General features: G+C 68.7%; 20 protein-coding genes. 9 read left to right on the forward strand and 11 right to left on the reverse strand.

Features of this window, described 5'->3' with window-relative positions:
- Positions 1-25: 25 nt before the first annotated feature.
- Complete coding sequence (locus GVY64_RS13985; protein ID WP_063016298.1) at positions 26-424, reverse strand: winged helix-turn-helix transcriptional regulator; 399 nt, start codon at positions 422-424, stop codon at positions 26-28.
- 93 nt (positions 425-517) lie between these two features.
- Between GVY64_RS13985 and GVY64_RS13990 the strand changes: the two genes are divergently transcribed.
- On the forward strand, positions 518-1,366 hold the full coding sequence (locus tag GVY64_RS13990) for an SDR family oxidoreductase (RefSeq protein ID WP_159841399.1): 849 nt from the start codon (positions 518-520) through the stop codon (positions 1,364-1,366).
- A gap of 274 nt (positions 1,367-1,640) precedes the next feature.
- On the opposite strand, the gene GVY64_RS13995 is transcribed toward GVY64_RS13990, so the two are convergent.
- The gene (locus GVY64_RS13995; RefSeq protein ID WP_159841401.1) at positions 1,641-2,018 is read right to left on the reverse strand and encodes a VOC family protein; all 378 of its coding nucleotides are present in this window, start codon (positions 2,016-2,018) and stop codon (positions 1,641-1,643) included.
- A 122-nt stretch (positions 2,019-2,140) separates the two neighbouring features.
- Here GVY64_RS13995 and GVY64_RS14000 point away from each other — a divergent pair, with 122 nt between their 5' ends.
- Positions 2,141-2,917 carry a TetR/AcrR family transcriptional regulator C-terminal domain-containing protein gene (locus tag GVY64_RS14000; protein ID WP_159841403.1) on the forward strand — a complete coding sequence of 259 codons (777 nt, stop codon included), beginning with the start codon at positions 2,141-2,143 and terminating at the stop codon, positions 2,915-2,917.
- Here GVY64_RS14000 and GVY64_RS14005 read toward each other — a convergent pair.
- A complete protein-coding gene (locus GVY64_RS14005; RefSeq protein ID WP_159841754.1) occupies positions 2,914-3,447 on the reverse strand; it encodes a carboxymuconolactone decarboxylase family protein in 534 nt (177 codons plus the stop codon). The two genes, GVY64_RS14000 and GVY64_RS14005, sit on opposite strands and share 4 nt — an antisense overlap.
- Before the next feature lie 207 nt (positions 3,448-3,654).
- Here GVY64_RS14005 and GVY64_RS14010 point away from each other — a divergent pair, with 207 nt between their 5' ends.
- Complete coding sequence (locus GVY64_RS14010) at positions 3,655-4,527, forward strand: NERD domain-containing protein (protein ID WP_159841405.1); 873 nt, start codon at positions 3,655-3,657, stop codon at positions 4,525-4,527.
- A 4-nt stretch (positions 4,528-4,531) separates the two neighbouring features.
- Here GVY64_RS14010 and GVY64_RS14015 read toward each other — a convergent pair whose 3' ends face one another.
- The 6 genes from GVY64_RS14015 to urtA form a co-directional block, all read right to left on the reverse strand.
- A complete protein-coding gene (locus tag GVY64_RS14015; protein WP_159841407.1) occupies positions 4,532-5,233 on the reverse strand; it encodes a GntR family transcriptional regulator in 702 nt (233 codons plus the stop codon).
- Positions 5,234-5,241: 8 nt separating this feature from the next.
- Positions 5,242-5,934, reverse strand: coding sequence for an urea ABC transporter ATP-binding subunit UrtE (gene urtE / locus GVY64_RS14020; RefSeq protein ID WP_159841409.1), 693 nt, complete (start codon positions 5,932-5,934; stop codon positions 5,242-5,244).
- Positions 5,927-6,781 carry an urea ABC transporter ATP-binding protein UrtD gene (gene urtD, locus GVY64_RS14025; protein WP_159841411.1) on the reverse strand — a complete coding sequence of 285 codons (855 nt, stop codon included), beginning with the start codon at positions 6,779-6,781 and terminating at the stop codon, positions 5,927-5,929. The genes urtE and urtD overlap by 8 nt, the downstream gene beginning before the upstream one ends.
- Positions 6,778-7,917, reverse strand: a complete 1,140-nt coding sequence (urtC, locus tag GVY64_RS14030) for an urea ABC transporter permease subunit UrtC (protein WP_159841413.1) — start codon at positions 7,915-7,917, stop codon at positions 6,778-6,780. The genes urtD and urtC overlap by 4 nt, the downstream gene beginning before the upstream one ends.
- Complete coding sequence (gene urtB / locus GVY64_RS14035) at positions 7,914-8,798, reverse strand: urea ABC transporter permease subunit UrtB (protein ID WP_159841415.1); 885 nt, start codon at positions 8,796-8,798, stop codon at positions 7,914-7,916. Before urtB ends, urtC begins: the two co-directional genes overlap by 4 nt.
- Before the next feature lie 427 nt (positions 8,799-9,225).
- Positions 9,226-10,500 carry an urea ABC transporter substrate-binding protein gene (gene urtA, locus GVY64_RS14040; protein WP_159841417.1) on the reverse strand — a complete coding sequence of 425 codons (1,275 nt, stop codon included), beginning with the start codon at positions 10,498-10,500 and terminating at the stop codon, positions 9,226-9,228.
- A gap of 373 nt (positions 10,501-10,873) precedes the next feature.
- On the opposite strand from urtA, the gene GVY64_RS14045 reads away from it, so the two are divergent.
- Entirely contained in the window at positions 10,874-12,703 is a 1,830-nt protein-coding gene (locus GVY64_RS14045) for an acyl-CoA dehydrogenase (RefSeq protein WP_159841419.1), read from the forward strand.
- Positions 12,704-13,346: 643 nt separating this feature from the next.
- Here the strand turns inward: GVY64_RS14045 and GVY64_RS14050 are convergent.
- A complete protein-coding gene (locus GVY64_RS14050) occupies positions 13,347-14,192 on the reverse strand; it encodes a TetR/AcrR family transcriptional regulator (protein WP_236566820.1) in 846 nt (281 codons plus the stop codon).
- Between the two features lie 74 nt (positions 14,193-14,266).
- Between GVY64_RS14050 and GVY64_RS14055 the strand changes: the two genes are divergently transcribed.
- Entirely contained in the window at positions 14,267-15,493 is a 1,227-nt protein-coding gene (locus tag GVY64_RS14055; RefSeq protein ID WP_159841421.1) for an MFS transporter, read from the forward strand.
- Between the two features lie 407 nt (positions 15,494-15,900).
- On the opposite strand, the gene ramB is transcribed toward GVY64_RS14055, so the two are convergent.
- Positions 15,901-17,307, reverse strand: coding sequence for an acetate metabolism transcriptional regulator RamB (ramB, locus tag GVY64_RS14060; RefSeq protein ID WP_159841423.1), 1,407 nt, complete (start codon positions 17,305-17,307; stop codon positions 15,901-15,903).
- Positions 17,308-17,400: 93 nt separating this feature from the next.
- On the opposite strand from ramB, the gene GVY64_RS14065 reads away from it, so the two are divergent.
- From GVY64_RS14065 to GVY64_RS14080, 4 genes are all read left to right on the forward strand, one after another.
- The gene (locus tag GVY64_RS14065; RefSeq protein WP_159841425.1) at positions 17,401-18,912 is read left to right on the forward strand and encodes an ATP-dependent DNA ligase; all 1,512 of its coding nucleotides are present in this window, start codon (positions 17,401-17,403) and stop codon (positions 18,910-18,912) included.
- A gap of 155 nt (positions 18,913-19,067) precedes the next feature.
- Positions 19,068-20,324 (forward strand): lipase family protein, encoded by a 1,257-nt coding sequence (locus GVY64_RS14070; protein WP_236566821.1) that lies wholly within the window; start codon positions 19,068-19,070, stop codon positions 20,322-20,324.
- Positions 20,325-20,414: 90 nt separating this feature from the next.
- The gene (locus tag GVY64_RS14075; protein WP_159841427.1) at positions 20,415-21,611 is read left to right on the forward strand and encodes an inorganic phosphate transporter; all 1,197 of its coding nucleotides are present in this window, start codon (positions 20,415-20,417) and stop codon (positions 21,609-21,611) included.
- Between the two features lie 10 nt (positions 21,612-21,621).
- A complete protein-coding gene (locus GVY64_RS14080) occupies positions 21,622-21,906 on the forward strand; it encodes a hypothetical protein (RefSeq protein WP_159841429.1) in 285 nt (94 codons plus the stop codon).
- Positions 21,907-21,915: the final 9 nt, after the last annotated feature.

The following is a 21,915-nucleotide window of genomic DNA, read 5'->3' on the forward strand; positions in this document are numbered from 1 at the left end:
CGGGTCTCTTCCCCGGCGCGGCCGGTCAGTCGCGGTGGTAGGCCGCCTGGGCCTCCCGCACGCGGGGCATGTTGGTTTCCAGTACCTGGATCAGTGCTTCCAGGTGTGCCGCCACCTCGGCGCCCAGTTCCGTGAGGGTGTATTCCACGCGCGGTGGAATCGTCTCCTGCACCTCGCGATGCACCATGCCGTCGCGTTCGAGTGCTTGCAAGGTCTGCGACAGCATGCGCTCGCTCACGCCGTCGACCCGCCTGCGCAGGGCGCTGAACCGATACGGGCCTTCGCGCAGCGCGACCAGGGCCAAGGTGCCCCAGCGACTGGCGACATTCTGCAAGACCGGCCGTGAGGTGCAGTTGCGTGCGAAGACGTCGGCTTCCAGCGTTGGGTCGTCGGCTTCGGCCGAGACGGTGCGCTGGGTGGTCATGCCGCCATGGTAGCGAACTTGACCGCAGTGGCGACGGAATGCATAGTGCTTACGAATAGTTAGTACTTGCAAATCGCACATTGGGAGGTAGTCATGACCGTCGCCGTCACAGGAGCCAGCGGGCAGCTGGGCCGACTCGTGGTGGAGGAGTTGTTGCGCACGGGGTCGACGCCCGTCGCGATCGTGCGTGATCCCGGGAAAGTGGCCGATCTGGCCGAACGCGGCGTCGACGTCCGGCAGGCCGCCTACGACGACCCGGCCGCGCTGGAGCGTGCCCTCGACGGCGTGGATCGGGTGCTGCTGATCTCGGGCAACGAGTTCGGCGCGCGGGTAGTCCAGCACACCAATGTGATTCGCGCGGCCGAACGTGCGGGCGTGCGACTGCTCGCCTACACCAGCATTCCGAACGCGGCCGACAACCCGCTGATCCTCGCCCAGGAACACCGAGGCACCGAGGCGGTGCTCGCCGAATCGACTGTGCCGTATGTCCTGCTGCGCAACGGCTGGTACTGGGAGAACTACGTGGGCGGCCTCGCGCACGCGGTGGAATCGGGGGTGCTGCACGGAGCTGCGGGCGAAGGGCGCGTGGCGGGCGCGGCGCGCGCCGACTATGCCGAAGCGGCCGCCCGTGTGCTCACCACCGACGGTCACGCGGGCCGGGTGTACGAACTCGGTGGCGGCGAGCGGCTCACTTACACCGAGCTGGCAGAAGCGATTTCGCAGGCGTCGGGCAAGCCGGTGCGCTACGAGAACTTGCCCGAAGCGGACTATGCCGCCGTGCTGAGCCAGGCCGGCCTGCCCGACGTCTACGCGAAGGCGCTCGCCGACGCCGACGCGGGCATCGCCACCGGCATCCTCGATGTGCAATCCGGGGACCTGGAGAAACTCCTCGGGCGACCGGCCACCCCGGCGGTCGAGGTATTCCGCGCGGCGCTCGCCTGAACCCTCCGGCGGCTTCTCCTGCCCCAGGGCGATGGGCCAGATGTGGTGACTTCGTTACGCACGCCTGGCCCATCGCAGGTAAGGGCCAACCGAGACCGAGGGGCCGATCGCCGCTCGACTGCTGTCAGTGCGTGCTCTGCGTCATCGGTTTCGACGGATACGCGCTCAGCCCGACTCGACTACGTCTTTCGAGCGAAGCGAGATCGGGCATGCGCCGTTCGCCATGAAGGGGCCGCGAAACGCCGCGACGCAGTCGCGGCCGATCAAACACAGCTCACACCCACTGCACCAACTGGATGATGATCCCGTTCGGGTCGCTCATCTGGAAGTACCGCTCGCCCCATTCCTCGGTCTCGATGGGCGTCACGATCGGCACTCCCTCCCCCTGCAGCCGGGCGTACTCGGCATCGATGTCGTCGACGACGAAGACGACGAGCAGGCCTTCGCCCGCGCTGCCCGCCGCGCTCTCCGGTTTGAAACTCGCCAGCCCGGTGCGCAGGTAGATCACGTTCAGGCCGGCGTCGGCGCGATCCAGTGAGACGAACCCGTCGGCCGACATCTTCTCCTCGAAGCCGAGGTGGTCGATGAGGAACTTCGCCGAGGCGGCCGGGTTCGGGACGTTGAGCGAGATGGCGGATGCGGTGATGTTCATAGGCCCTCCTGAAGAATCTGTACTAAGTACACTGTACTTTGTATGGTAAAGGCGCACGGCATTCACTATGACCTGCGTCACACCGATACCATCACTGCGGGCGAGGCGTGGAGGAGGCGGCAATGGCACAGCCGAAGGAACGCAGCGGTGCGGGCGACCCGGTGCGCACGCTGGAGTTGCTATGGCGAGTCCCGGCCGAGTCGGGCCGGGGCCCGAAACAGCGCAGCAGCATGGAGGCGGTCGTGGCCGCCGCAATCGAGATCGCGGACGCGGAAGGCATCGGAGCGCTCACGATGCGGGCGGTCGCCAACCGGCTCGGCCTGACACCCATGGCCACCTACACGTATGTGCCGGGCAAGGCCGAACTGATCGATCTGATGCTGGACACGGTGTACGCGCAGATGGAGCGCGGAGACCTCACCGGCCTGTCCTGGCGCGAGCGGGTCACCCGGATCGCGGCCGAGAACCGCGCCATGCTGGCCCGGCATCCGTGGGTGGCATATCTGCCGACCACCCGGCCGCCGCTGGGCCCCGGCCTCGCCGCCAAGTACGACCACGAGCTGGCGGCGTTCGCGGGACTTGGTCTCGATGACGTCGCCATGGACGCCGCATTGACGTTCGTGCTCGGCTTCGTCACCTCCGTCGCCCGCATCGCCATCGACAGCGCGCGTGCGGCGGCCGACAGCTCCATGTCCGACGGGCAGTGGTGGGAACGGGCCGCGCCGATTCTCGCGCGGGTCTTCGACGCGCAGCGCTACCCGCTGGCCGCGCGCGTCGGCGCCACGGCGGGACAGGCGCACGACGCCGCCTACAGCGCCGAGCACGCCTACGAGTTCGGCTTGACGCTGGTGCTGGACGGTTTGGCGCGGCGGATCGAGGGGCCGTCCGCCGACGGCTAGACGCCGTCGCGCTGGATGCGCAGTGCGGTAATGGTCGTGGCCAGGCCGTCGTATTGGTTGATGAGCAGGACGATTTCGATCAGGCTGCGCTCGTCGTAGTGCTTCGCCAGCTCGGCCCAGGTGTCGTCGTCGAGGTCGCGCGCCTCGACCAGTTGGTCCACCGCGGCCAGCAGCGCGCGGTGCTTGTCCGACCAGCCTGCCGCTGCCGGGCCCGTGCGCAGCCGCTCCAGGATCTCGCTCGTCACCCCGGCGCGCCGGCCGAGCCGGATGTGATGGTCCGTCTCGTAGTCGCAGCCGCGCAGATGCGCGACCCGGAGGATGACCAGTTCCGACTCGTGTCGGGGCAGCCGCCCGCCCGGCATGAGTTTGCCCGAGTAGTGCAGCCAGCCGCGAAACAGTCCCCTGGTGCGGCCGAGCGTGCTGAACAAGTGCGCGTCGCCGGTGCCCGCGGCGCGGGAAAGCACCTGCCAGACAACCCAGTTGAGCGGGCCGAGCTCCCGGAGCCGTCCGGGTGAGATGCGTGGTTGCAGCGCTGAAACCATGCCGGTTGCCACCTCCGCGTGGTCTGTGGCCGGCGTCGGTGCCGACCGAGAAAGAGCCTACTTGGCAGTATCCCGTGCAGCGCGCCACCATTCTTTTGCTTTCAGAGTGGTTTTCGGCGGGGTACCCCGTCATCATCAGTACCGGTGCTGGTCACCGTGGCGTCAGGTGTGGACAACAGGTCGGCAGGGGATTAGATGCTGGTGAGGATCAGGCCCGGAGCGGAGCTTTCCGGCGCCGAGCTGGAATTCGTCGCGTGTCTGCGGTCATATCCGACGACCGGCCTCGCCGTGATCGATATCGAGGCGGACAATCGGCGCGTCGACGCGGTGGTGTGGACCCCGCGGGGCCTGACCGTGCTGGAAGTGCACGGATTCCAGCGCAGGCAGAGCGGCATTCTGAGCACACCGGCCGAGGGGCAGTGGAAGATCAGCGACGCGCCGGTGGAATTGGACGACCCGGAGTCCGGGAGCCCCGCCGAGCGCGTGGAACACGGCAGGTACGCGGTCAAGCACATGCTCCAGCGCGCGTTGCAGGACCCAGGGCACATCAGCGGCGCGGTGGTGCTCGTCCCGTTCCGCGGAGCCGTGGTGCGCCCGGCGCGCACGAATCTGCGTCCGGGTTTGGACGTGGTCGTCGGAAACGTCACCGACGCGACAGAACTGCGTATCTACCTGGAGGGATTCTCCGCGGGACCGCGCGACTGGACGGCGGACCGGGTGATCGGCGCGTGCGGCGCGCTCGGTCTGGCGGAACTCGCCCCGTCTCGGGCGGAGCTCTTGGAGGCGGGATTCGAGGAGCAGGCCCCGGAGCCGGTCACCACCATCGCGCGCACACCGAAGCCGCGCGTCGAGCCGACGCCCGGCGTGGCGACGAAGAGCCAGGCTTATGCCGGGTGGTCCGTCGTCGTCATCGCCGTGGTCGGGGTCCTCTTCGTGCTCGGCGTGATCGCCACCGCGCTCGCGCACGATTCCGCGCAACCGATCCCGGCGACCGGCACGACGAGCCCGACGCCGTCGCCGCCCGCGTACCGGCCCACCCAGTGCTTCCCTTTCCAACAGAGCTGCTGAGCGGTCAATCCCGCACGGCGCGGCCCAGTTTGGTCAGGCGCAGGGCGTGCTCCGCACGGGCCAGCACGTGCGTGCGGGAGGTGGTGACGTGCGCGGTGAGCGTGTCCAGCGCCGCGTCCACGGCACCGGACAGCAGATGCTCGGCGATCGCGATGTGCTCGGCGGTCATCGTGGCGATCCGTTCCGGCGTCGGCATATCCAGCGTGCGCACCGGGCGCACCCGGACGTGCACGGCGGTGAGCGCGTCGGCGAGTGCGGCGTTGCCCGCGGCCGCCAGCAAGGTGGTGTGGAACCGTTCGTCGGCGGCCACCAGCGCGGGTCCCGGCTCGGGTGGGTCGTCGCGCAGTGCGCGCCAGGCGTCGAGTTCCGCGCGCACGAGATCCAGATCGTGCGCAGGCGCCGTGCCGGGCGGCCCCACGCGTTGCATGCCCCTGGTTTCCAGGACGAGCCGCAATTCGTAGAGGTGATCGAGTTCGTCCAGCCTCGGCCGGTACGGATACAGACCGTCGGCGAGACGCTCGACCAGGCCGTCGGCTTGTAAGCGGGCCAACGCCTCCCGCACCGGGGTGCGCGACACCCCGTAGGCCACGGCGAGGCGCTCTTCCCGGAGTCGTTCGGTCGGCACGATGGCTCCGGTGGCCAGATCCCGGCGCAACGAGTCGTACACCTGCTCGCGCAACGGGATCCGGCCCCTGTGGTGGGCCACGGCGGTGCTCAGATCGCCATCGCCGAGCGGACGTCGCTCTCGGCCCCGGCCCCACCCGCGCCCGTGGCGGTCACCCGGCCGGACCGCAGCACGTAGTAGCGCTGCGCCGCCTGCAACGCGAAGCCGATGTGCTGTTCGACCAGCAGCACGCTGAGCCCGCCGCGCCGGGTGAGATCGATGATGGTGCGCTCGATCTCGGCGACCACCGACGGCTGGATGCCCTCGGTCGGCTCGTCCAGGATGAGCAGCTTCGGTTCGGTGATCAGCGCCCGCGCGATGGCCAGTTGCTGGCGCTGCCCGCCGGACAACAGGCCCGCCTTGCGCGTCAGCAGCTCGCGCAGCGCGGGGAACAGGTCGAGCGATTCGTCGATCAGCGCCTTGCCGCGCTTACGGCCGTCCGCCACCACCTGAAGGTTCTCCCCGGTGGTCAGTTGCGGGAAACTCTGCTGCCCCTGCGGCACGTACGCGATCCCGCGGCGCACCCGCCGCGACGGCGACAGCTTGGTGACGGCCTCGCCGTCGAATTCGATCCGGCCGGACTTCGTGCCGATCAGGCCGACGGCGGTGCGCAGCAGCGTGGTCTTCCCCGCGCCGTTGTGTCCCATGACGGCCACCACGCTGTCGGCCGGGACGGTCACCGAGACGCCGTGGATCACCTCGGTGCGGCCGTAGCCGGAGTGGATATCGGTGAGTTCAAGCATCGCTGTCCCCTTTCCGGGTCGAGTCCGGGCTCGGCGCGCTGGCCGCGTCCTCCAGCTCGGTTCCGACGGCCGCGGCGGTGCCGAGGTAGACCTCCTGCACTTTCGGGTCGGCCTGCACCTGTTCGACGGTTCCCTCGCTGAGCACCTTGCCACCGGCGAGAACGGTGACCGAGGTGGCGAAAGCGCGCATGAAGTCCATGTCGTGCTCGACCACCACGACCACCCGGTCGCCGCCGATCCGGCGCAGCAGGTTCCCGGTCTCCTCGCGCTCCTCGGCGCTCATCCCGGCCACCGGCTCGTCCAAGAGCAGCACCGAGGCGTTCTGCACCAAGAGCATGCCGATCTCGAGCCATTGTTTCTGCCCGTGCGCGAGCACCCCGGCGGGCACGTCGCGCAGACCGGCCAGGCCGGTGGTCTCCAGCGCCTCCTCGATCGCCGGGAGCACGGATCTGCGGCGGCGCAGCATGCTGAGCGCGGAGCGGCCCGCGCCCGCGGCGATGTCGAGGTTCTGCAGGACGCTGAGCTGCTCGAACACACTCGCGGTCTGGAACGTCCGCCCGACGCCGAGCCGGGCGATCCGGTGCACCTTCTTGCCGAGCAATTCCACGCCGGTCTTCTGCGCCGATCCGGTCGCCGGGACCAGTCCGGTGATCGCGTCGATAAGCGTCGTCTTGCCCGCGCCGTTGGGGCCGATGAGGAAGCGCAGATCGCCCTGCAGCACCGTCAGGTCGACATCGGTGACGGCCTTGAATCCGTCGAAGCTCACCGAGAGACCACGGACCTCGAGGTATTCGCTGGACATTCCGGCGTTGCCGCCGAGCTTCGGTTCGTGCGTCGTCTCGGTCATCGCGATTCCACCTTCTCCGTCGCGGGTTCCGGCAGCTTCTCGACCACCGTCGCGGTCGGGGCGGTTCGCCGGAATCTGGGCTCCAGCAGGCTTTTCAGCAAAGGCCACAGTCCGGCGAGGCCCGCCGGGACGAAACCGACCACAACGATGAACAGCACGCCTTGCAGATACGTCCATCCCGACGGGAACTCCTCCGACAGCGCCGTCTGCGCCCACGCGACACCGATCGCGCCGAGCACCGGCCCGAGCAGCGTGGTCCGGCCGCCGATCGCGACGCCGATGAGGAACGCGATGGAGGGGACGACGCCGATGTCGGCGGGGGAGATGATGCCGACGATCGGAGTGAACAGCGCACCGGCGATACCCGCGAAGAACGCGGCGACCACATAGGCGACGATCTTGACGTTCGCCGGGTCGTAGCCCAGGAAGCGCACCCGCTCCTCCTGGTCGCGCACCGCGACGAGCAACTCGCCGTACCGGCTGTGCATCAGCTGCCGCACCAGCGCGACCACCACCAGCAGCGTGCCCGCGGCGAAGAAGAACAGCATGCGCCGGTTGACCGGGTCGGACAGCTTGAAGCCGAAGAACGCGCGGAAATCCGACAAGCCGGTGAATCCGCCGATGGCCTGCTGACCGGTCAGCAGGATGGCCAGCGCGGCGGCCAGCGCCTGACTGAGAATCGCGAAGTAGGCGCCCTTCACCCGGCGCTTGAAGACGCCGTAGCCGAGCGCCGCGGCGACCAGCGCGGGCAAGACGAGGATGCCCAGCAGCGCCACCGGCGCGGAAGCGAACGGTTGCCAGAACGACGGCAATTCGCGAATGCCCGCGATCTCCATGAATTCCGGCACGTCGTTGCCGAGCCGGGCGGCGTCGGCCATCTGCAGATGCATGGCCATGATGTAGGCGCCGATGCCGAAGAACACACCTTGGCCCAGGGTGAGCATGCCGCCTCGGCCCCAGGCCAATCCGATGCCCACCGCGACGATCGCGAAGCACAGGAACTTCGCGAGCAGATTGAGCCGGAAATCGCTGAGCACGGCGGGCGCCACCGCGAACAACAGCACGGCGGCGACGGCGAATCCGGCGAGCGCGCTCGGCGCGGAGTGCGCGCGCCACCGTTGGACGAGCGTGGTCATGCGAGGCTCCTTGTCCGGACGGTGAACAGGCCCTGCGGGCGGACCTGCAGGAAGATCACGATGACGACGAAGACGATGACCTTCGCGATGGACGCGGTGGTCGAGTACTCGATGTAGGAATTCAGCAGTCCCAGCGCGAATGCCGCGATCACCGTGCCTTTGATCTGGCCGAGCCCGCCCATCACCACCACGAGGAACGCGTCGATCAGATAGCTCTGACCGATGGTCGGGCTGGTCGAGCCGATCAGCGTGAGCGCGACGCCGGCCACACCCGCCAGACCCGAGCCGATGAAGAACGTGCTGATATCGGTGAAACGGCTGGATACGCCCGAAGTTTCGGCCAGGCCGCGATTCTGCACCACCGCGCGGATCCGGCGGCCCAGCGGCGTCGCCTTGAGGACCGCGGCCAGCGCGGTCACGGCGACGACCGCCAGCACCAGGATGAAGATGCGCGTCTTCGGCACCACCGCGCCCAGGATCGTGACGCCGCCGCTGAGCCACTCCGGCGCGACGACGTTCTTGGCGGGCGCACCGAAGATGTCGCGGGCCAGCTGTTGCAGCACCAGCCCGACGCCGAAGGTGACCAACAAGGTGTCCAGCGGCCGGTCGTACATCCAGCGGATCAGGCCCATCTCCAACGCGGCCCCGAGCAGGCCGCCGACGAGGAAACCGATCAGCAGCGACACGACGAGCGAGACGCCCGCCGACGAGATGACCTTCTGCACAACGTAGGTCGTGTAACAACCGGCCATGATGAACTCGCCGTGCGCCATGTTGATCACGCCCATCTGCCCGAAGGTCAGGGACAGGCCGAGTGCGGCGAGCAAGAGTATCGATCCCAGACTCAGCCCGGTGAAGAGCTGTCCGATCACAACATCCATGGGAGAGGCTCCTGTGTTGAATTTGCCGCTGTGTTTGATTGCCGCGACTTCGTCGCGGCGTGTTCGCGGCCCCTTATGGCTCGCGTGTGCGCGACCGCCGCTTGCTCCTTCGTCGCCTACGCGGCGGCCGCGCACGCGCGAGCCGGGCCGCGAACGGCGGATGCTCGGTCTCGCTTCGCTCGAAACCGGGAGTTGCGGTGAGCGGGGCACGTCATGTGCTGATGTGCGGCCCTGACGTCCGCCTGACTGTGGTTCGGTGCATCGTCCATGGTTCCTTCCGGCGGGGCAGGTCCATCGGCCCTTCTCGCCCGCCCCTTCGGTCCTGTCCGATGCTGCCCGCGGCCCCCCTCATTGCGCTCCGCGTGACCGCCGAGACGACTGCGGTCGCTCGGCGGGCACCGGTAGCTGGGCCGCGGACAGCCGCGGACTACTTCAGGCCCTTGGCCCAGTCGTAGGACTTCAGGTAGGGGTCCGGCGTGACGGCCTTGCCGGAGTCCCACACGGTGTAGATGAGGCCGTCGGGACGGATCTCGCCGATGCGGGCGGTCTTGGTGATGTGGTGGTTGGCGCCGTCGATGGTGACCAGGCCCTCGGGCGCTTCGAAGCTGACGCCGTCAGCGGCGGCCTGGATGTCCTCCACCTTGAACGACTTGGCCTTCTCGACGGTGTTCTTCCACAGGTAGACCGACGCGTAGGCGGCTTCCATCGGGTCCGAGGTCGGCTTGTCGGCGCCGAAGGCGGCCTTGTAGTCGGCGACGAACTTCTTGTTCACCGGGGTGTCGACGGTCTGGTAGTAGTTCCACGCGGTGAGCTGCCCGGCGATGTGCTGCGCGCCGATGCCCGCGACCTCTTCCTCGGCGATCGATACCGAGACCACCGGCATCTCGGCGGCCTTCAGGCCCGCGTTGCTGTATTCACGGAAGAAGGCGACGTTGGAGTCGCCGTTCAAGGTGTTGAACACCGCGCCCGCCTTGGCCGTGCGGACCTTGTTCACGATGGTGGAGAAGTCGGTGGAGCCGAGCGGGGTGTAGTCCTCGCCCTTGATCTCGATGCCGTTGGCGGCGGCGTACGCCTTGATCTCGCGATTGGCGGTCTGCGGGAAGACGTAGTCGCTGCCGACCAGGTAGAGGGAGGTGATGCCCTTCTGCTTCAGGTAGTCCAGCGCCGGGACGATCTGCTGATTGGTGGTCGCGCCGGTGTAGAAGATGTTCTTGCTGTCCTCCAGGCCCTCGTACTGCACCGGGTAGTAGAGCAGCGAGTTCAGGCTCTCGAACTTCGGCTTCATCGCCTTGCGGCTCGACGAGGTCCAGCCACCGAACACCGCCGCCACGCAGTCGGAGCTGATCAGCTTCTCGGCCTTCTCCGCGAAGGTCTTCGGGTCCGAGGCGCCGTCCTCGAGCACCAGATCGATCTTCTTGCCGAGTACGCCGCCCGCGGCGTTGATCTGGTCGACGGCCAGCTTGGTGGAGTTGGCGACGGTGACCTCGGAGATCGCCATCGTGCCGGACAGGGAGTGCAGCGAACCGACCTTGATCGTGTCCTTCGACGTGTCGACGCAGGACGCGGCGCCCGAGCCGGTGGTCGAGGCGTCGTCCTTGGCGCCGCAGGCGGTCAGCAACAGGCCGGCGAGCGCGATCGCGGTGGGCACCGCCATCGCTCGCGCCAAGCGCGGGGAGCGACGGGTGGCACGGAAATCTGGCATGGGGCGAACCCTCTCCTCATCAGGTGTTGCGGCGGCGTCGGCAGGGCGCCGCGTCGAACACCGCCGTCTTCGCCCCGGTCACGGCTGTAGACGGGGCTGTATACAACGGCTGTATTCGTGATGCGAACGGTAGACAGGAGTTGTTGCGCCGGAATATCTCTCGATGACAAGTCCGTTTCGTCTGTTTCGCTCGTGTGAACCTTTTCCATAAACGTGCGGTGAACAGTTGTGAGGTCCTGGCAAACGTGCTGGCCAGGGTGGATCCGGCTACGGTTGCGTAGCGTCGCCGCGATGCGGCACGCTTCGACTCGTAGACGTCTGAACCGTCCCAATGCCGCGGCGGCGAACTGCGGACCGAGTCGAGGAGGACAAGGTGGGTCACTACAAGGCGAACCTGCGGGATATCGAATTCAACCTGTTCGAAGTGCTCGAACTGGACAAGCTCCTCGACACCGGCGCCTACGGTGACCTCGATTCCGACACCGTCCGGGAGATCCTGTCGGAGGTTCGGCGGCTGGCCGAAGGACCGGTGGCGGACTCCTTCGCCGCGGCCGATCGCGATCCGGTCGTCTACGACGCGGCCACCTTCTCGATCGCCGTCCCGGAGCCGCTCCGCAAGACCGTCGCCGCCGTGCGCGAGGCGGACTGGAGCAGGCTCGGCATGCCGGAAGGCATGGGCGGCACCCCGGCGCCCGCGGCGCTGGTCTGGGCAGTCGCCGAGATGATCACCTGTGCCAATCCCTCGGCGTCGTTCTTCAACATGGGCCCGGTCATGGCGTCCGTGCTGTACAACGTGGGCACCGAACAGCAGCGGCATTGGGCCGCGCTCGGCTTCGAGAAGGGCTGGCAGGGCACCATGGTGCTGACCGAGCCCGACGCCGGTTCCGACGTGGGCGCGGGTCGCACCAAGGCGATCCGCCAGGAGGACGGCTCCTGGCATATCGAGGGCGTCAAGCGGTTCATCTCCGGTGCGGAGGTCGGCGACACCGCCGAGAACGTCTTCCACCTGGTGCTGGCCCGACCGGAGGGCGCCGGACCGGGCACCAAGGGCCTGTCGCTGTTCTACGTTCCGAAGTTCCTCTTCGACCACGAGACCTTGGAACTCGGTGAGCGCAACGGCGTGTACGTCACCGGGGTCGAGCACAAGATGGGCCTGAAGTCCTCGCCCACCTGCGAGCTGACGTTCGGCGGCCACGGCGTTCCGGCGAAGGGCTGGCTGGTCGGCGAGGTGCACAACGGCATCGCGCAGATGTTCCAGGTGATCGAGAACGCGCGCATGATGGTCGGCGTCAAATCCTCCGGCACCTTGTCGACGGGCTACCTCAACGCGCTCGACTTCGCCAAGGAGCGGGTGCAGGGCGCGGATCTGACCCAGATGACCGACAAGGCCGCGCCCCGCGTGACCATCGTTCGTCATCCGGACGTGCGGCGTTCGCTGGCCATGCAGAAGGCCTACGCGGAAGGGCTGCGCGCGGTATACCTCTACACCGCCGCTCACCAGAACGCCGATGTGGCGCAACTCGTCTCGGGCGCCGACCCGGAGCTGGCCCACCGAGTGGACGATCTGCTGCTGCCGATCGTCAAGGGTGTCGGCTCCGAGCGGGCCTACCAGTACCTGACCGAGTCGCTGCAGACCCTGGGCGGTTCCGGCTATCTGCAGGACTACCCGATCGAGCAGTACATCCGCGACGCGAAGATCGACTCGCTCTACGAGGGCACCACCGCCATCCAGGCGCAGGACTTCTTCTTCCGCAAGATCATTCGCGACCAGGGTGTGGCGCTCGGCCACCTCAACGCACGGATCGCGGCGTTCCTGGACGCGAAGACCGGGCGATTCGACACCGAGCGCGCACTGTTGCGCACGGCCGCCGAGGACGTGCAGGCGATGGCCGCCTCGCTCACCGGCTACCTGATGGCCGCCCAGCAGAATCCCGCCGAGCTGTACAAAGTCGGCTTGGGCTCGGTGCGCTTCCTGCTCGCGGTGGGCGATCTGCTCATCGGCTGGCGGCTGCTGGTCCAGGCGGAGATCGCGGCCGCCGCCCTGGCCGCCGACGCCCCGGAGAAGGATCGCGCCTTCTACGCCGGAAAGGTCGCCGTCGCGAGCTTCTTCGCCAAGAACGCGCTGCCCACCCTGGCCGCGGTCCGCGGAATCATCGCCGCGCTCGACAACGACATCATGAACCTGGACGAAGCGGCGTTCTAGGGGCTGTGTTTGATTGCCGCGACTTCGTCGCGGCGTGTTCGCGGCCCCTTATGGCTCGCGTGTGCGCGACCGCCGCTTGCTCCTTCGTCGCCTACGCGGCGGCCGCGCACACGCGAGCCGGGCCGCGAACGGCGCATGCTCGGTCTCGCTTCGCTCGAAACCGGGGGCTGAGGTGGGCTGGGCGCGTCGCGGGCCGAAGGCTTCGGCCCGTGGCTCGCCGTTTCGGGGGACTGCTGCGGGCGACCGGCGCTTGCTGTTTCGTCGAGGACGCGGCGGCCGCGCGCACGCGAGCCGGGCCGCGAACGGGCAATGCTTGGTCTCGCTTCGCTCGAAGCCGGGGGTTGCGGTGGGCTGGGCGGGTCAGGGGTCGAGGGCTATGGCCCGTGGCTCGCCGTTTCGGGGGACTGCTGCGGGCGACCGGCGCTTGCTGTTTCGTCGAGGAGGCGGCGGCCGCGCACACGCGAGCCGGGCCGCGAACGGGCAATGCTCGGTCTCGCTTCGCTCGAAACCTGGGGTTGCGGTGCGCTGGGCGCGTCGGGGCGCGGGCTGCGGCTGCGGAGCGCGTCGTTTCGAAAAGACTCCGCTGGCGCTCACGCACGCAACCGTGGCAGGCGGTATGCCGACCGACGCGTGGCGGACCGGGTCAGGGCTCGGGCTGGGATAGGAGTTTGAGGACCACGGGCCGGGAGAGGGTGCCGGATACCTGGCGGGCGAGGTGGTTGGCGCTCGCGCCTGCGGCGTGGGCGGCGCGGAGGGCGGTGGCGAGTTCTTCGCGGGCGGCGTCGGCGGCGGCTTGGGCGTCGCGGAGTCGCTGTGCGGCGCGGTCGACTTCGGACGGTTCGTCGTCGCTGGTCAACTCATTGACCAGTTCGACCTCGGGCAGGCGTGCTTCCCGTTCGCCGGGGGCGGCGTCGCGGCGCATCGCCGCCCTGGCGAACTCCATCAGGAACGCTCGGGTGGCGTCCCTGTCCTCCGCGGCGGCTTCGCCGAGCAGCAGTCTGGTGGTCTGCGGAACCGCGAGTGACCAATTGGCGAGGCCGCACAGGGCCAGCAGCAGGCGGCCCGCGTCGGCGGAATCCACGTCGAACTGCTCTTGCGCTCGGTCGAATTTGCGCACGTAGTGCGCGGCGCGCCAGCCGTCGATGTCGTGCGCGTCTGCGCCGCGATGCAGCGCCTCCCAGAGCATCAGGCGCAACAGTTGGGGGTTGTCCCGGTGGTAGTCGTACAGCTTGCCGACATATGCGCCGGGCTCGGTGTCGGCCAGCGGCTGCACCACCTCGATGAACTCGCGCAGCGTCTCGATCAGGATGACGTCGAACAGCTTGTCCTTGCTGCCGAACAGCCCGTAGATGCGCTCTTTGTTGACGCCCGCCGCCTCCGCGATCCGGTCGACCCGCGCGCCGGCCAGTCCGTACTGCGCGAATTCGTCGCGGGCGGCGCGCAACAGGGCCTGCCTGGTCGCGTCACTGCGTTTCATCGTGGCCGTCATGACGGACACTTTACCATTTCATTAAACCAACTATTTGGTTGACAACTTGATCGTTCCGGGCCTACCTTCATCTCATGGCTATGCCCACCTTTCACTCCGCGGCTCCGGCCCGGACGCGCACCGGCGACACCTCGGCGCGTGCCCACACCGGGCGCACCCTGCCCTTCTTCGTCCTGGCGGCCCTGCTGGCCACCGGCCAGATGTATGTTCCGATCCCGCTTTTCACCGCAATGCAGGCCGACTGGGGTGTCGGCTCGGCGGCGATGACCTGGATCATCAGCGCCTTCGCCTTCGGCTACGCCGGTGGCTTCGTCCTGTTCGGCCCGCTCTCGGACCGCTACGGTCACCGCCGGGTGCTGGTCACCGGGATGCTGGTGGCCGCAGTGGTCACACTGTTGACCGGCTTGGCGTTCAGCGCGCCGCTGGCCGTCGGTCTGCGCGTGGCGCAAGGCCTGGTGGTCGGCTCGATTCCGCCCGCGATCATGGCCTACGTGGCGACGCGCATCGCGCCGGCGCACCGTGCCATGGCCACCATGTCGGTGGCCACGTCGTTCCTGGCGGCGACGGTGGTCGCGCAAATCGTGTCCCAATGGATGGTCGGCGCGTTCCCATGGCGCACGGTATTCGTCGCCTCCGCGCTCGGCTTCGCTGTGCTCGCGCTCGTGCTGTGGTCCGCGCTGCTGACCGACGCGCCCACCGGCCGGGACAAGCCGCTGCGGCACAGCTACGCCGCGATTCCGGCGGTGCTGCGCATCCGGGCGCTGGTGCCGATGCTGATCGCGGGCGCGATGAGCATGGCGGTGATGGTCGGGGTGTACACCGGCCTGGAACTGACCGGAGTGGTCCGGGGTTCGGGTGAACTGCTCGCGTTGCGCGCGGGCGCGCTGCCGGTGATGGTCGCGCTCCCGCTGCTCGCGGTGCCGCTGGCCAGGCTGTCCAAGCACGGTCAGATCGTGCTGGGCGTGCTGATCGCCGCCGCGGCGATGGCCATCGCGACCTTCGAGGGGGCGCATCCGGTCGTCCTGGCCGTCTTGCTCGCCGTTCTGGTCGGCGGGCTGGGCATCATCGCACCGGCCGTGTTGCAGAGCGCGGGCGAACTGGGCGGCGAATCCCGCGCCGCCGCCATGTCGGTCGCGATGTTCAGCTTCTATGTCGGTGCGACCATAGGCCCCCTGGTCGCGGCGGCCGCCGCGCCCCACGGTTTCGCGGTTCTGGCTTCGACATTGGCGCTGCTGCTCGTCGCGGCGCTGGGTATGACGGTGGCGGGTCTGCGGATGCAACGCCGGGCGCAAGCCGCCTGACCATGACGGGCCGGTCTCGATGTCGCGAGACCGGCCCGACGTGTATTCAGGATCAGCGACGTACCGCGATCACCTGACCGACAACGGGTCTTCCCGCGCGACCTGGATGTCCGCGCCGTGGAATTTCCAGGCCATCGCTCGCAGCATCGCCACCGCGGCGGCACACGCCCGGGGTCGGGTTCGGCCTCGGCGGGGACACGCGTCAGATGATCGCGGACCATCCCGCCTCGCCTCTGCGGGATGCTGTGGGCGCCGACCCTCCGGCGTCGACTACATGCCCGAGAAGCGAGCTCCCGCCTCCGACCGGTTCGATCGTGGTGCCGTTGGAGGTCAGCGATCAGAACTATGGACGCGGGCATGGGTGCCGCGAATCCGGTCACGGCGACAACCTACGGAACCGCGCGCGCCTACTTGAGCACGTAAGGCGAAACCGAGCTGCGGTGCTCGCTGATGTCGAGCACCTTGCCCAGCGGCGGGAACGCGCGCTGCGGGCAGTTGGCGCGTTCGCAGACCCGGCAGCCCGCACCGATCGGCGTCGGCTGCACTTCGTCGAGATCGATGCCGTCGGCGTAGATCACGCGGGCCGCGTGGCGCAGCTCGCAGCCGAGGCCGATGGCGAAGGTCTTGCTCGGCTGTCCGAAACGCGTGGCGCGGCGTTCGACGGTGCGAGCCACCCAGAGGTATTTGCGGCCGTCGGGCATCTGCGCGATCTGCGTCATGATCTTGCCTGGGTAGGCGAAGGTCTCGTAGACGTTCCACAGCGGGCACGTGCCGCCGCTGGAGGAGAAGTGGAAACCGGTGGCGGACTGGCGCTTGGACATGTTGCCCGCCCGGTCGACCCGCACGAACGAGAACGGCACGCCGCGCAGCGACGGTCGTTGCAGCGTGGAGAGCCGGTGACAGATGGTCTCGTAACTCTGCGTGAAGAACGCCGACAACCGCTCGATGTCGTAGCGGAAATCCTCGGCCACCTCGTGGAAATGCGTGTACGGCAGCACCGTCGCCGCGGCGAAGTAGTTGGCCAGGCCGAGCATCGCCAGTTTGCGGGCGTCCTCGGACGCGAAATTGCCCTCCTCGACCAGCTTCTCCAGCAGCTCGCCGCACTCGAAATAGGCCAGCTCGGCGGCCAGTTTGAAGGTCCGCTGCCCGCCGGACAGATGCGGCGCGATCTCCAGGTTGCGGGTCTGCGGGTCGTAGCGGTGCAGCACGCCCTCGCCGAGGTCGATGCGCTCGGTGATCCGCACATCGTGGCCGCGCAGCATCCTGGCGATTTCGCTGTTCACGTCGCCGCCGTGGAAACGGATGCGGGCGGTCAGGTCCTCGGCGGCGGTGTCCAGCTCGTGGATGTAGTTCTGGCGCTGGTAGAAGTAGTCGCGCACTTCCTCGTGCGGCTTGCTGATCGCGCCGCTGCCCGCGCCGTCGGCGAACCGGTCCTCGGTGGCCGCGGCCAGCTGGGCGGAGGTGTTGCGGTAGCGGTTGTGCATGTTGACCAGCGCGCGGGCCATGCTCGGGTGCGCCGAGACCATATCCGCGATCTCCTGGGCGTCGGCCTCGATGCCCAGTTCCTCGTCCATCACGACCTCTTGGAGTTCCGCGATGAGCCTGGTGTCGTCCTGGGCGGAGAAGAAGGTCGCGTCGACGCCGAACACGTCGCTGATCTTCAGCAGCACCGGCACGGTGAGCGGGCGCACGTCGTGCTCGATCTGGTTGAGATAGCTCGCCGAGATCTCCAGCTGCTGGGCCAGCGCGACCTGGCTCAGCCCGCGTTCGGTCCGCAGCTGACGCAGCCGAGCGCCGACGAAAGTCTTGGCCATGCGTCCAGCTTATGGCGGCTTTCGCATCCGTGCCAATTTTCGATTAACACTCCTCGCGGGCAGGTGTCGGACCCGGCGGCTACCGTCGGCAGGGTGTTGTTCTCGGATGTCGTCGTGGCCTCGGAGACCGTGCGCGCGACCAGGTCACGCAAGACGAAGATCGCCGCGCTGGCCGGGCTGCTCACCGCGGCCGCACCGGAGGAGCTCGCGCCCGTCGTCGCCTGGGCGTCCGGCGAGCTACCGCAGGGGCGGATCGGCACGGGCTGGCGCACGCTCGTCACGCTCGACCACCCGCCCGCGCCGGTCGCGACGCTGACGGTCTCGGCGGTGCACGCCGCGTTGACCGAACTGGCCGGCACCTCCGGCGCCGGGTCCGCCGCCCGGCGCAAGGGGTTGCTCGCGGCGTTGTGGTCCGCGGCGACGGCGGACGAGCAAGGCTTTCTGCTGCGCCTGCTCACCGGGGAACTGCGCCAAGGAGCGCTCACCGCCGTGGTCGCCGAGGCCGTGGCGGTCGCCGCCGAGGTGCCGCCCGATCTGGTGCGCCGGGCGTACATGCTGTCGGGCCGATTACCGGTCACCGCCGTCACCGCGTTGACCGGCGGCGCCGCCGCGCTGGCAGAATTCCGGCTCGAAGTCGGCCGCCCGATCCAGCCCATGCTCGCCTCGCCCGGCGCGACCCTGGACGAGGCGATGACCGAGTTCGCGGGCGAGGTGAGCGTCGAGCACAAGCTGGACGGCGCGCGCATCCAAGTGCACCGGGACGGCGATCGGGTGCGGATCTTCACCAGGACGCTGCGCGAGATCACCGAGGGTGTCCCCGAACTGGTCGAGCTGGTCGCGGGTCTGGACTGCTCGAGCGTCGTGCTGGACGGGGAGACGCTGGCGCTCACCGATGCCGGGCGGCCGCGTCCGTTCCAGGAGACCATGAGCCGCTTCGCCGAGGTGAGCTCCACCCGGGAGTTGCTGCTGCACCCGTACTTCTTCGACTGCCTGCACCTGGACGGCCGGGACCTGCTCGACGCTCCGCTGTCCGAGCGGCGCGCCGCGCTGACGCGGGTGGCGGGCGAGCACACCATCCCCGCCCTGCTGCGCCCGGATGCCGAGGCGGCCGCGGAGTACTTCGACGCCGCGCTGGCCGCGGGCCACGAGGGCGTCATGATCAAGTCGTTGACCGCGCCGTACGCGGCGGGCAGGCGGGGCCGGGCCTGGCAGAAGATCAAGCCGACGCACACCCTCGACCTGATCGTGCTCGGCGCGGAGTGGGGTTACGGCCGCCGCACGGGCTACTTGTCGAACCTGCACCTCGGCGCGCGTGACCCGGAGACCGGCGAGCCGGTCATGGTGGGCAAGACGTTCAAAGGACTCACCGACGCGCTGTTGCAGTGGCAGACCACCGAATTCCCGCGCCACGAGCGCTCGCGCGATCAGCACACGGTGTATCTGTGGCCGGAACTCGTGGTCGAGATCGCCCTGGACGGCGTGCAGGTCAGCCCACGCTATCCCGGCGGTGTCGCATTGCGGTTCGCCCGTGTGGTCCGGTATCGCCCGGACAAAGAACCGGCCGACGCGGACACCATCGATACCGTTCGCGCGCTGCTGCCGTGATGTGAAGCACGCACGCTCCCGCGGCGGGCGCGTGTCGGCGTGCCGAGCACGTCGAGCCACTGTAAGTATGGGCAGCGCAAGGTTCCGGATGGCCGCCACAATGCAGTGGTCCGGCCGGTTCGTACTTCCGGACAAGGAATCGGCGGGTGGGTGGGATGATGCGAATTCTGCGGTGCCGGCGGTATGTCCGGCTCGTCGTGGCGCTGCTGGGCGCCGTGGCGGTGAGTGCGGTCGGCACGCCCGCGCAAGCGAATCCGATCGAACAGTTCCTCACCCCTTCTCGGGAATATTCCGGCATCCTGCCCACGCCACTGGGGGATGCGTTCTACACGCCGCCGCCGGGGTTCGAAAGTCTGCCGCCGGGAACGATCCTGGCGTCCCGCCGAGGTGGTACCGGCCTGACCCTGTTGCCGTTGCAGTCGACCGAACTGCTGATCCGGTCCACCGATTCGAAGGATCGTCCGGTGCCCGTGGTGGCGACGTTGCTCGTGCCTCGAGCGCCGTGGCCCGGGCCGGGACCGCGGCCGGTGCTGTCGCTGAATGCCGCGATCGACTCGCTCGGGCATCGCTGCGCGCCGTCGTACGAGCTCAGGAACGAGTTGTGGGCCGAGTTGTGGGCCGCCCAGATTCCGCTGTCCAAGGGCTACGCCGTGCTCGTGCCGGACCATCAGGGCCCGCGGCAGGCCTACGCGGCAGGGTTGATGGCCGGGCACGCCGTGCTCGACTCGATCCGGGCCGTGGTGAACACGCCGGAGTTCGGGTTGCGACCGGATGCTCCGACCGTGGTCACCGGCTACTCCGGCGGAGCCATCGCGAGCGGGTGGGCCGCTCAACTTGCCCCGCGGTACGCGCCGGAGCTCAATTTGGTCGGCGCGGCGTTCGGCGGTGTCCCCGCCGACTTCGACCTGCTGCTGTCCACCATGAACGGCCGCAACGCCGCATCCGGTGTTTTCCTCGCCGCGACGCTCGGCCTGGCGCGGGAATACCCGGAGCTGCTCGATCTGATGAACGACGACGGCTGGCGACTGGCCCAGATCGGCAAGGACCTGTGCATGGTCGCGGAGGAGTTCGGCGGTGTCGTGGCGCCGATTCCGGTGCAGGCGCTCACCCATGCCGCCGCGCCCACCGAGCTGCCGATGGTCAGGGAGATCCTGGCCGCCAATCGGTTGGGCGCGAGCGCGCCGACGGTGCCGGTGTTCCTCTATCACGGCACGCACGACCCGTGGGTGCCGCTCACGGGGGCGGAGAAGCTCTACGCGGACTGGTGCGGCGCCGGGACGCCGGTGGACTTCCAGGTCTATCTCGGCGAACACTTCATGGTCGGCCTCAGCGGCATCCCGGGCGCGAACTCGTGGATCGACGATCGCTTCGCCGGCCTGCCGGTCGGCCCGAACTGCACCCGAACCGGCTGAACTGGGCGAACCAGACTAGCCCATCCGTGCCGGACGAACTTCCGGTAACCGGCATGGCCATCGCGTTCGGCGGTGCAGCACACTGGAGGCGTGACCGTCGAATTACTGGTTCTGCTGATCGTCATCGTCACAGCACTCGCCTTCGATTTCACGAACGGTTTCCACGACACCGCCAACGCGATGGCGACCTCGATCGCCACCGGCGCGCTGCGGCCGAGGGTGGCGGTCGCGCTCTCGGCGGCGCTGAACCTCGTCGGCGCGTTCCTGTCGGTGGCGGTGGCCGCCACCGTGGCGAAGGGCATCGTGCGGCTGGATGCGGTCGGCGGCCAGGACCTGATCGTCATCGTGTTCGCCGGTCTGGTCGGCGGGATCCTGTGGAACCTGCTCACCTGGCTGTTCGGGCTGCCGTCGAGTTCGTCGCACGCGCTGTTCGGCGGTCTGATCGGGGCGACGCTGGCCGCGCTCGGCTGGAGCGGGGTGATCTGGGCGTCCGGGGCCGACGGCGTGCTCACCAAGATCGTCCTGCCCGCGGTGCTCGCACCCGTCGTCGCCGCGCTGGTCTCGGCGATCGGCACCTGGCTGGTGTACCGGATCACGCGCGCCGCCGAGGAGGAGAAGGTCACCGAAGGCTTCCGCTGGGGGCAGATCGGCTCCGCCTCGCTGGTCTCGCTGGCGCACGGCACGAACGACGCCCAGAAGACGATGGGCGTGATCTTCCTCGCGCTGGTGGCGCACGGTACGCTCACCAAGGACGACGACCTGCCGCTGTGGGTGATGGCCGCGTGCGCGCTGGCCATCGCGGCGGGCACCTACCTCGGCGGCTGGCGGATCATTCGCACGCTGGGCAAGGGCTTGGTCGAGATCGACTCGCCGCAGGGACTCGCGGCGGAATCCGCCTCGGCCGCGATCATCCTCACCTCGGCGCACTTCGGGTTGCCGCTGTCCACCACGCAGACCGCGACCGGCTCCATCCTGGGCACGGGCCTGGGCAAGGGAGCCGAGGTGCGCTGGGCCGTGATGGGGCGGATGGTGGTCGCGTGGTTGCTCACGCTGCCGCTGGCCGCCGTGGCCGGGGCGATCTGCTGGGCCATCGCACATCTCATCGGCGGGCTGGCCGGTGTGCTCGTGGTCTTCGGCATCCTGATCGGGCTCTCGGCGCTGATGTACCTGCGGTCGCGGCGCGACCCGGTGCACACCGGCAATGTCAACGAGTGGCCGGGCGAGGGGACCGAGCCGCCCACGGTCGCGCCGGACATGCCGGCGAACTCGAACCGATCGCAGGTGTAGGAGGATCAGCGTGCACACTCTCGTCACGAATGCGAACGCGCTGTGGAAAGTCACCCTGGCCGGGCTGGTGCTCGGCGCGGGTCTGCCGATGATCTTCGCGGTCGGCGTGCGGTTCTGGTCGATGACCGTGACGACCGACGCGGGTACGGGCACGGTGCGGCGCAACTATCCCGCGCTCGCGGTCGCGCTGGCATGCTTCGTGCTGGTCGTGGTGGCGATCATCGGCGGAATCCTGTACACCGCGAAAGCGTTCATAGCCGCCAGATTCGGCATCCATTTGTTCGGCCAGGCGTGAGGAGTGCCA

It is taken from the genome of Nocardia sp. CY41 (assembly GCF_009829325.1).
GTDB lineage: Bacteria > Actinomycetota > Actinomycetes > Mycobacteriales > Mycobacteriaceae > Nocardia.